6 protein-coding genes are annotated in these 10,609 nt (G+C 66.0%); all 6 read right to left on the reverse strand.

Going from position 1 to position 10,609, the window contains the following annotated elements:
* On the reverse strand, window positions 1-255 hold a 255-nt coding region (locus J4Z35_RS11705), incomplete at its 3' end, for a hypothetical protein (RefSeq protein ID WP_208065581.1).
* A gap of 165 nt (window positions 256-420) precedes the next feature.
* Window positions 421-5,709, reverse strand: coding sequence for a helicase-related protein (locus tag J4Z35_RS11710; protein WP_208065582.1), 5,289 nt, complete (start codon window positions 5,707-5,709; stop codon window positions 421-423).
* Window positions 5,661-6,122, reverse strand: coding sequence for a hypothetical protein (locus J4Z35_RS11715; RefSeq protein ID WP_208065583.1), 462 nt, complete (start codon window positions 6,120-6,122; stop codon window positions 5,661-5,663). The genes J4Z35_RS11710 and J4Z35_RS11715 overlap by 49 nt, the downstream gene beginning before the upstream one ends.
* Window positions 6,123-6,633: 511 nt before the next feature.
* Window positions 6,634-7,398: an AAA family ATPase gene (locus J4Z35_RS11725; RefSeq protein ID WP_136788941.1), complete on the reverse strand. Its 765-nt coding sequence runs from the start codon at window positions 7,396-7,398 to the stop codon at window positions 6,634-6,636.
* Window positions 7,395-8,843 (reverse strand): ParB/RepB/Spo0J family partition protein, encoded by a 1,449-nt coding sequence (locus J4Z35_RS11730; protein ID WP_208065584.1) that lies wholly within the window; start codon window positions 8,841-8,843, stop codon window positions 7,395-7,397. The genes J4Z35_RS11725 and J4Z35_RS11730 overlap by 4 nt, the downstream gene beginning before the upstream one ends.
* A gap of 174 nt (window positions 8,844-9,017) precedes the next feature.
* Window positions 9,018-10,202, reverse strand: a complete 1,185-nt coding sequence (locus tag J4Z35_RS11735; protein ID WP_208065585.1) for a hypothetical protein — start codon at window positions 10,200-10,202, stop codon at window positions 9,018-9,020.
* Window positions 10,203-10,609: the final 407 nt, after the last annotated feature.

The raw sequence follows: 10,609 nt of genomic DNA on the forward strand, positions 1-10,609 counted from the left end.
ACCACCCCAGCGGACTTGACCCTCGACGCCGCGCTCTGCCCACACGACGCGGCAGTGCCACAGCGAACCTTCGACACGTTGCTCGATGAGCAGGGCTTGCACCCATTCGCCGTCGACATACAACTCGACGTGCCCATCACGCGGCGCGACCCCACGAGGAAGCTCCCACGGGCGTTCGTCGGGGTCTTCGGGGATGCCGGCGCGTACCCCGATCCGTGCGACGTGCCCGTCCTTGCGATTCATCCCGCCAGCCATCGTTCCATCGTGGCACGCGGCGCCGACAACGGCTCACGAGGCAGTGCGTGGCGACCTGCGCAGGCGGAAAGCCGCCCACCAAGGGGGTGTGAGCGAGGGTGTCACTCCGGGCGCCCACGGAGCGGGGGTGGTGAGTCCATTGGACTCACCACCCCCGTCGTCCTGCTAGCTCATCTGAGGACCCTGGTGAGAGAGTCCGGAAGGAGAGTCGCCGTAGTCGTTGTGGCGCTGATGGCGCGCTGCCAGCGCATCACGCACTCTCTGGCTACCCTCGGCGTTGATCTGCTGCTGGGTGCGAGGCGGGGACGGCGAAGCTGAGTCGGTCTCCCACTCATCCCACGCCTGCTCCCACAGCGCCGATTCATCCTCATCCTGATGGCCCCTGGTCGCCGCCGCGGTCTCGGTGGCCTGAGCCTGCGGGGCGACCGGTGTGGTGACCTCTTCTTGCGGTTCTCCCTGCTCTTCGTCAGAGTCCTGGCCGCGCATCACTCGCTCGAGTTCGGCGACCTTGTGACGCACGGCCTGCAGTTCGGCTTCACGGGCGAAGGGCTGCCCAAGGTTCGCCTCGGCTGTCACCTTGTCGCGCTGGGCTGCGTCGAGTCGCTGTTCCGCCCTCGTTAGTGCTCCTTCCATGCCGGCGAGAGCGTTTTCCATCTTGGTGACGACGCCGTGCGACCCGGGTAGTCCCATGAGCGCGAACGCGTCGTCCCGCACGAAGACGTCGTCGGGGGCTGCCTGCATCTGGAGGTTCGCCTTCGTGACACCCAGGCTGGAGTCGACGACCACGTCGAACCGGTGCCCGCCCAGCGTCACCAGGGCCTCGAGCGTGACGGGTTCTCGCGTGACGCGGGCGCGTGACGCGGCTGCGCCGAGGTGCTCACGGATGGCGTTGGCAGCTTCGACGCGCTCGGTGAAGACCTGGCCTGCGACGGTGGCGCGGAAAGCGTCGCCCTTCGTCTCGGTACGGTCCGCGATCGCGTCCTTCAGCGCCGGGATGCGTCGCGAGTAGCTACTGATCGCGGTATTCGCCGCGTCAACCGCCTGACGGGTCTGGGTCTGTGATCGCCGGTGCGCGGTCGCCAGGCTTTCCAGGACCGACAGGTCTTGGTCGGCCTGGGCTTTCTCCAGGATGAGGGGGTTGTCCGAGGCGATCGCCTTGACCTCGTTCATGTTGAACGACTGGCTGGTCTCGATGTCCTCAGCGCTACGTGTTTCCAGGTCGCCGTGCATGACCTGCTCGATGAACTTGGCCTTGCGCTCGGTGGTCTGCCACATGAAGGCGTCGAAACTGCGCTTCGTCACGTACTGCATGATCTGCACCTCGGGGTTCTGGTTGCCCTGGCGGATGATGCGCCCATCGCGTTGCTCGAGGTCGGCGGGGCGCCATGGGCAGTCCAGGTGGTGCAACGCGACCGCGCGGGTTTGGATGTTGGTGCCGACACCCATCATCTGCGTCGAGCCGATCAGTACGTCGACCTCGCCGCCACGGCAGTCGGCGAACAGTCGGTCCTTCTTGTCGTCGTTGTTCGCGTCGTGCACGAAACGGATACGACTGCGCTCCATACCCATGTCGACAAGGGTGTCTCGGAGGCCGTTGTACATGTCCCACTTCTTATTGTTGGGCGTGCCCAGGTCGGAGAAGACAATCTGGAACCCACCCCGCTTCGGGTGCGGTTGCCCGCCCGCTGTCGTGTACTCGTTGTCGCGGTTGGCCTGCCAGATTGCATGGATCCTTTCGGCGGCGACGTCGACCTTGCTCATCTGCTTGAAGAGCGAGTCCTGCTCGCCCATGTCGGGGCGAGCTTCCTCGGGCAGCAACCGCACATCCATGCCCGCAGCGCGTCCGTGGGCCGACAACTTGAGCATGTTGTCCACCTCCGGCTCCACCATCCGGCTCCGTATGCGTTCAGCGCGATCGCTGAGGCTGTCCATGAAGGCGACCAGTTCATCGGTGGGCTCAATCGCCACGACCTGAGGGGCGCGTCTGCCGTCCTCGCGGGGTGCGAGCTCGGGGACGTTTAGAGCGAGTTCGGCGGAGGTCTTCACGTCGGCCGAGATGTGCCACATGCGCAACAGCTCCGGCAGGTTGTTGAACTTCGCGAAACGGGTCTTGGGGCGGAACCCGCCTTCGGGGGCCATCTCGATGTCCGTGACCGACTCGCCGAATGTCGTGGCCCACGCATCGAAGTCGGTCAGTCCCGCGGCCTTGAGCAAGTCGGGACGTAGGTAGGTCTGCATGACATAGGCCTCCGACATCGCGTTCGCGATCGGCGTCGCCGTTGCACCAGTGATGACACGCGGGGGGCGGCCCTCACGCTCGGCGCGCTCACGCAATATGTTGAGCTTCATGTCGAGGTCCAGGGCCCGGTCTGAGCCGATCTTCCCAACGCCTTCGATGTTCGAGATGATCATCCGGTTCTTGTACATGTGCAGCTCATCGACGAAGAGGTAGTCGATCCCGGTCTGCTCGAACGTCAACCCCACGTCTTTGGTCTGTTTCATCTTGACGCGCATCCGCTGCTCGGTGGCCAGCAGCGAGTTTTCCATCCGCTTGGTCGAGAGGTTATTACCGCCCTGTGCGCTGATCCTTTCGAGCTGGCGACGTGCCTCAGCGAGTGCGGTGTCGATGTAGCGCTCACGAGATTCAGGGGTGACATCGAGGGACTCGAACGCTGTCTGCGTCATGACGATGCCGTCCCACTCGCCCGTGGCAGCCTTCGCCACGAAATCGCGGCGTGCTTCCTTAGCCAAGTCGTCGGTTCCGGCCGCCAAGACGTTCGCGGCCGGGTACAACCCCAGCCACTCGGTCGTGACCTGCTCGAGCATGTGGTTCGGGACGACCATCAGGGGCTTGTTCACCAGTCCCAGACGGCCCAGTTCCATCGCCCCCATGACCATCTCGGCCGTCTTGCCCGCGCCGACCCCGTGGTACAGCCCCACTGACGGTTCGCTGATGATGCGAGCCACCGCTGTGCGCTGATGTGGGTGAGGGTTGAAAGTGCTCACGAGCCCGGGCAGCCTGAGGCGCTGTCCATCGGCGCTGTAGTCGCGCATGACGAGGGAGTTGAACGTGTCGTTGTACACCTCAGTGAGGCGTTCGGTGCGCTGCGGATCAGACCACAGCCACTCACGGAAAGCGTTCTGCAACTGCTCGGCCTTGGCCTTGGCCGCCTCGGTCTCAGGAGCGTTCGGCACCCGCTTTTCGCCGCCGTTACCGTTGGGCACAGCGTCTTGGATGAGCACAGGCTTCTGCGTCATCAGTCGCTCGGCGAGCTCGACAGCGTTCATCCGTTCGGTGCCCCACTGCGAGACCACTTTTTGCGACGTCTTGTTGGCGTTCGCGATGCGCCACGACGAGCCGCCACCGTGGATGACCCGTAGGTTCGGGTCATCGAAGGTCTTGCGCAAGGAGGCCTCATGGTCGTCGGCGGAGATCCACACCGCCCCCATCCGCGCAGTGATCTCATCCTGGCCCAGAGGGCGTGGCAGGACAGCGCGTAGCGCCTCGACGTTGTTCCTGAACGCAGGGTCATCCTCGACGGCCTGCTCGGCTGCCTTGAGCTTCGCGCGCACGTCGCCAGAAAGGTAGTCCGCAGCCGGCACCAGGCCGCCTGCAGGGTCGTCGAAGACGAGGTCGCCCAACTGCTCACGCACGGCGCTGGTCTCGATGCCCAACAGCCCAGCGATGTGGTCAAGGTCGACCTCACGCTTGGCGTCCCAAGTCATCGCGAGGGCATCAGCCGCAGTGTCGGCGTGCGTCGGTACGACGCGGGCCTGAATCACCCGCCCGGACATGATCGCGGTCTTGCTCGCGATCCCGGTCTTCTCGTCGTAGTTCTCCAGCGCCGTGACGGCGGAGCGGTGTGGATCGGTCCGGAAGACCTTCATCGCCCCCGGGTACCTACGTTGCATGATCGGATCGCCGTACTTGTCCAGCCGCTTCGTGACCGTGGTGTTCACGGTGTTGATCGGGCCGTATTTCGCGACATATGCGTCGTATTGGCGGTTGAGCTCGGAGCGGAGGCGATCCATGTCGGGCGTCTGCTCGAGTGTGGAGCCCTCAGCGTCGATGAGGGCGACCGCCGTGTCGCGCATCGCGAGCAGTTCACGCAACGGTTTCACATGTGCGGCAGCGACCTTCTCGACGTCCTCACACGCGCCACCTCGTACCCACGTGAACACGTTGCGGTCTTCGTCGTAGTCCAGGTGCCCTTCGAACGTGGAAATGTCACCGGTGCGGGCGACGCGCTCGAGCACCGCGTCCGCGTCACGACGCGGCGCGGTCTCGGACGCTGCCCACGTCAGCCCGGCCTCACGCCCGGTGGTCACGACCTGGCGCACGGCATCCTCGAAAGAGGGTGCGTCCGGGTCCGAGCGCACCTGAAGCGTGTTGGCGTTGTACATGCCATGCGCCAGGTGCATCGTGCCGAGGACCTGCTCGGGGTGGGCTTCCCAGTAGGAGTTGATCTGTGTCGCCACCATGTCGCCGTCGCGGTCAGGCAGATCCATTGTTGTGGTGTAGACCCAGCTGTCGTCTCCGCGCTCGTCGTCGTCGGCGCGCTTACGCAGGATCACCAGGTCGGTCACAGCATCCGTCCCGGCCAGCGCGCGGTGCGCGCCCGTGGGAAGCCGCACGGCGCCGACGAGATCAGCGCGCTCGAACATCTCCCGGCGTGCGGCGGTGTTTTGCGCGTCGAGGGTGTATCGGCTGGTGAGTACCGCGACGAGACCGCCGGGGCGGGTGAGATCAAGGCTCTTGATGATGAAGTGGTTGTGGATCGAGTGCTTGCCTGCGTTGTGGTCGGGGTCGTACAACGAGACCCGACCGAACGGCACGTTGCCGATCACCGCATCGAAGGTGTCATCGGCGAACGGGGAGGAGGCGAAACTTTCGGCGCGCACCCTGGCCGCCGGGTTCAGCACCTGCGCGATACGCGCCGTCGTGGGGTCGAGTTCGACACCCGTCATGCGCAGCTCATCGCTGAGTTGCACCGATGCGGGCGGGCCAGACAGGAACGCCCCTGCACCGCACCCCGGTTCGAGCACCTGCCCGCCCGTGAACTCGAGCCCGGCCAGCGCCTGCCACATCACGTCGGTGTACTCGCGGGCGGTGTAGTGCGCATTCAACGTCGTCCGGCTCGCAGCCTTCCACTCGCCAGCGTCGAGAACTTCATGCAACCGAGCGCGCTCGGCGCTGTAGCGAGGGTCTGCCTCGTCGAAGATTTGCGGCACCGCACCCCACGACGTCCACTGTGCCAACGCGGCGCGATCCTGTGCCGTCGCTTCAGCCCCCGACTCCTCGAGGCGGCGCACAACCCGGATCGCCTCGAGGTTGTCCTCGATGCGCCGACGCGCGCCGGCAGGAACCGTCGCGACCGCGTTCGGGGCTGGCGACGTGGGCGCGGTTACGGCGTCGTTGACTTGCTCATCTTCGCCTTCTCGGCTTCGAACCACTCCTGGCACGCCTGCCGAAACTGCGCCAGGCTCACTGAGTCGTCCTCCGCCATCGCCCACAGCGGGTGCGAGGGATCGGTCGGCATCCCCGTCTCGTCCATGAACGGGTACGGCTCCTCGTCCTGATACTCGCTCTCCCGCGTCTGCGCCTCCGGTTCGAGTAGGAACTCCGACAGCGCGATCTCTTCCGCGCTCTTCTGAATCGCGTTCCCCCGACCTACCCGGGCCAGGTAGTCCATCGTCTCCATCGCCTCGCGCTGCTCGGCTTCCATCGCCCCCGAGACCTGCAGCACCTGCTCCTCGACCTGCTCCCCCACGCTCGTGAAGAAGCTGATCGGATCCTCGATCTGGTCGTACCGGTTCGGCAGCCACGTCTTCCAGTGGTCCATCACTCGCTGCCCGTAGTTGTTCATCGCGGTCCTGCTCTCCCATTCCGAGGATGTCGAATGCCAGTTGATCGTCTGAGGGGTGACCTCGTCGTCCTGCCAAGGGGTGCCTACTTCCATCGACGTAGTGATCTGTCGACCACCCTGCCAACGGCAACGCCGCCATCCCTGCCCGCGAGCGTGATGCATGATGAAATCCCTTTCTATGGACTAGTTACCGGGTGCACAGCTGCTACGTCCGATGGGTTGCTGAGTCCACTGGACTCAGCACGTGAAGTTGAGTGAGTCCACTGGACTCAGCGCGAGTTGGGTTGCTTCCTCGGGCGCCCTCCCACGCGTGGGCCCGGATCAGGCCACGGTTGACCACCGTTGAAGTCCTGCTCGAGTTGCTGGACCCGAGCCTCAAGCGCTTCATCGCTCAGGCTGGCCAACGTGATGTCCATGCCCCGTGCCTGCAGCGCCGCCACCGCACCGCGCACCCGAGCAGCCACAGCCGGTGAGACGTACGACGTGAAGCGCTGACGCGGCTCGTTCGCCATCACAGCACCCCCGTCGCCTGCAGCCGACCCAGGACGCCCCGATAGTCCTCGGTGACACCCTCACGTGGCGCGAACAGCGGCAGCGGCTGCGCAAACGCGTACGCTTCAGCAGCTTTCACCGAGCGGCGCACCGGCGGCAACACCAGATCGTCGTAGGTGTCACGCGCCAACTCGACGCTGTTGGCGTACAGCCGCCCCGCCGACGCCGGCGGAACAATGCACGGCACGACCCCGCGCAAACTGACATCCGCGCCGAAGAACTTACGCACCTCGGAGATCGTCTTCTCCAACTCCTCAATTCCCTCGAGTTCCTTCATCGACGGCTGCGCCACGGTCAACGCCGCATCGGCGGCAACCAGCGCCATGACCGTCATCAACCCGATCGTTCCGGGGCAGTCGATCAAGACGACGTCGACGTCCGACAGGTCCCGTATCGCGGTCTTGACGCGCATCTCGCGCCCCACCGCGTCACGCAACTCGAGGGCGTCACCGTTCACACTGGAGTTCGAGGGCAACAGGTGCACCCCCTGCGTGTTCGTCTCGACCAACGCCTCGACGGCGCTGCACTCGTCCAGGAGGACGTCACCCACCGTGTGCGCGAGCGTCCTGGGGTCAACGCCGAGCCAGCGAGTCGCGTTGGCCTGGCCGTCGAGGTCGACGACGACGACCCGTTGGCCCGCCTCAGCCAGGAGTGCGGCCAGCGTCACGACGGTGGTCGTCTTGCCAGCCGAGCCGGCGGCGTTCGCGACAGCGATGATGTTCATTCGTCATGCTCCTTCGTGTGGGTGGACTTGGCCACCATGCGTTCTTCGTGCTCGGTGAGGGTGTACCCGCGCTCGGTCATATACGTGACCAGTTCGAGCGCTGCCGTGCTCCAGGTCGACACGTTGGCCCAGCGCAACTCATCCTCGAGAGCGACCAGCGCCACGATCCACGCCAGGTGCTCTCGAATCCCGCTGGGTTGATCGAGCAACGACACGCGCCAGTCCCAATCGTTATCAGCGTCAGGGCCGACACCCGCAGCCTGCGCGATGCGCCGCGCAGCAGAGGTGACCTGGCTGCCGAGGTGAGCGCCGCGCAACGTCGCGAGCGTCGTGATAGCCGTGCGCTCCTTCGCACCAGGCATCTTCTTGACCAGCTCGACGAGAAACGCGCGCCGCGCCTCGTTCGACGCCTTGCGTTCCTTGTCCGCTTCCTTGCGCTGCTGCTCGTAGGAGTTCGCGGCTGGGGTGGTCTCTGCCGGCGCCGACAGGCGCACCGGCACTGGCTCCCCCGTGCCGTTGATATCAGGCGCATACGCCAAGTCCCCAGCGGCGCGAGCCTGCTCGATCTGCGCCTCATCCCTGAGCCGGTGATCCCCCAGTTTCCAGGGCCCGAACGTCGCATCGGGATCTTCGACGACCGTGACACCTTCGGCGTGAGCCTTCTCCTGAGCTGCCAGCAACGCCTGGCGCTGCCGGACCGTGGCGGAGGCTTCTCGCACCGCAGAGGTCAACGCCCACGACTGGGTCAGATCGGGTTCAGTCTTGGTCAGGACTGCTTCCAGTGCCGCGAGAACCTCGGTGTCGTTCTCGCGCACGATTGCCACCCCGACCGAGGGGGCCACGACCCCGGAGTCGACCGCGCGACGCAGCGTCTCAGGCAGCTTCAGCAGGTGTAGACGCTTGGCCAGGTAGGACTGGCTGATGCCGGCGTGCTCCGCCATCTGCCGCTGCGACAAGTTGTTGCGCTGCATCACGCGCTGGAAGCTCTCCGCTTCCTCGATCGGGCTGAGCGCGAGGCGGTGCATGTTCTCGTGCAGCACGGCCTCATCCATGCGCTCACCGTCGCGCTCGAGGACTTCCAGTACCTCGAGACCAGCCTCACGCGCCGCAGCCTTGCGACGATGTCCCGCCAGCAGCACCCAGGCGCGATCGCCGATGGTGTCCGTGTGCTCGGGGTGGGCCTCGAGGAAGGCGCGAGCCGTCACGACCAGACCCGGCTGCAACTGCCCAACCTGCCGCATCGACGCCGCCAACTCGGTCACATCACCCGCACGCGCCTCCGGATTCTCCGGGTTGTCCGCGACCGAATCCAGCGGAAGGCGCCGTACCCGTGGGTCGCCACCAGCCCGGACCGCCGAGACCACCGAGGGCGCAGACTGCTCGTCGGTGCTCTCCCGGTGGCGCTTCAACTGCAGGCCACCCAAGTCGTTCTTCTTCCCTGCCATCGTTCCTCCTCATCCGTATATGTAAACGTTTACATATGGGTGGGGGGATTGCAAGCCCTGTTCTTGGTGTGTCACCGAGCAGGATGGGTGAGGTGGGTGAGTCCAATGGACTCACCCACCTCACCCAGATGTCGATCCCGGACGATGCCATCCAGAGGTCTTGAATGTCTCGTGTCAGCTCGGCGTCGGCGCGATGGTGTGCTCAGGGCGCAGGGCGTACAGGGTGACGGTTTGACCGACCGCACCTGTGACCAACGCCTTCCCGTTGATCCCGCCGCTGACGAGGATCGTGTTGGCCGGAGTGGGGGCGTTCGTGCGGGCAGGCCATATGGTGCCGCCTTTGGTGCAGGTCAGGACCGCGTGGCCGTCGCTGCCCCAGGCGTAGTCGTCGCTGATGGCGAGGGTGGTCCAGCGTGGGGCGATGAGGTGTTCTTCGCCGGTCTTCAGGTCGACGCGGCGGTTGCCGACGATGGCCCATGACTCGTCGGGGCTGACGTTGGTGGTGCCGAGGAAGGCGGCCCATGCGGGCTTGGCCGCGCTCGTCCAGGCCGGCTTGAGGTCGGGCAGGTGGTACGCGCCGAGGCGCACCTTGCCGTCCGCGTTCCACCCGATGATGAGCAGGCTCGAGGTGATCGCGGTGATCGCGCCAGCCTGCCATCCCTTCGGGCCTGGCAGCTGGCGGGCCGCTGGGGCTGGTTTGCCGCTCGTGAGGTCCCACGTCGCGCCGTGGGAGTCGGCCGCGAGGAGGTGCGTTTTGTCGGCGCTGATGAAGACGGCGTCCTTCGGCAGGTCGAATGGTACGAGCGTGGTGTCGTGGGGGGCGAGGTAGCGGCGGTCGTGGTCGTTGATCCACGGCCCGCGCGCGTTGATCCCAGCAGTGGGTGAGCGGTGCGGCAAGCGCACCGATGAGGTGCGACGCCCGGTGGCTGGGTCCCATGTCGTCAGGTCGGTGTCGGTGATGAGGTAGACCTGCCGCCTTCCGTGTGCATCGGGCAGGAGTGTGGGCCCGGCGAGGATCGTCACCCCGGCGCCGATGTCGGATTCCCACCGGATGCGCCCGTCGCGTGCGTCGACGCAGGCGAGCGTGACGTGAGTGCTCGCGGCGGGCTGTCGCAGCAGGAGAACCGCGTGGGGCAGGTAGGCGAGGGTGGGTCGGGCGTGCGCGAGGTCCCCGAGTGCCCAGGAGGCCTGTGGCGACCATCCGGCGGGCGCGTTTTGCCCGTCAGGTAGCGCGGGCACGCTCGCGCGCGGCTGCAATGTTGTCGAGGCGCGTGCCGCGCTGGGGGAGTCACGCGTGCAGGATCGTGCGGCATAGCCCAACGCAACGAGTGCGCTCACGCCGCCTGCGGCGGTGAGCATGCCTCGCCTACTTACCCTCGCGTGCGTGCGCGTTCCGGGAGTCAAGAGTGGCCCGTTCGTATCGCGCGCCCACGCTCGTTGCGCTGCAGGGGGTGCCGCTACCTGCGCGGCGGGGGAGGTGTCGTCGTTGTGTCGCTCGCGTGCGTGCTGGGGGGTGAGCAGGCGTCCGTCGACGACGACCATCGACCATCGCCCAGCGGGCGTTTCGATGGTGACGTCGCCGCCCTGTCCGGTTGCGAGAGTCGCGCGAGCCTCACGCAGAAGTGCGCGCACCCCAGCTTGGTGAAGCGCCCTGGGTCTGATGGAGACTCGCGCTATTTGATTCCGATCAGCAGATTGCTGTCGTTGGGGACAGCATAGAACGCGTTCTCGAACTCGGCGGGTGGGACGTCTCCGAGGTATCCGTG

This window comes from Dermacoccus sp. NHGro5 (assembly GCF_017565385.1).
In the GTDB taxonomy this organism is placed as follows: domain Bacteria; phylum Actinomycetota; class Actinomycetes; order Actinomycetales; family Dermatophilaceae; genus Dermacoccus; species Dermacoccus nishinomiyaensis.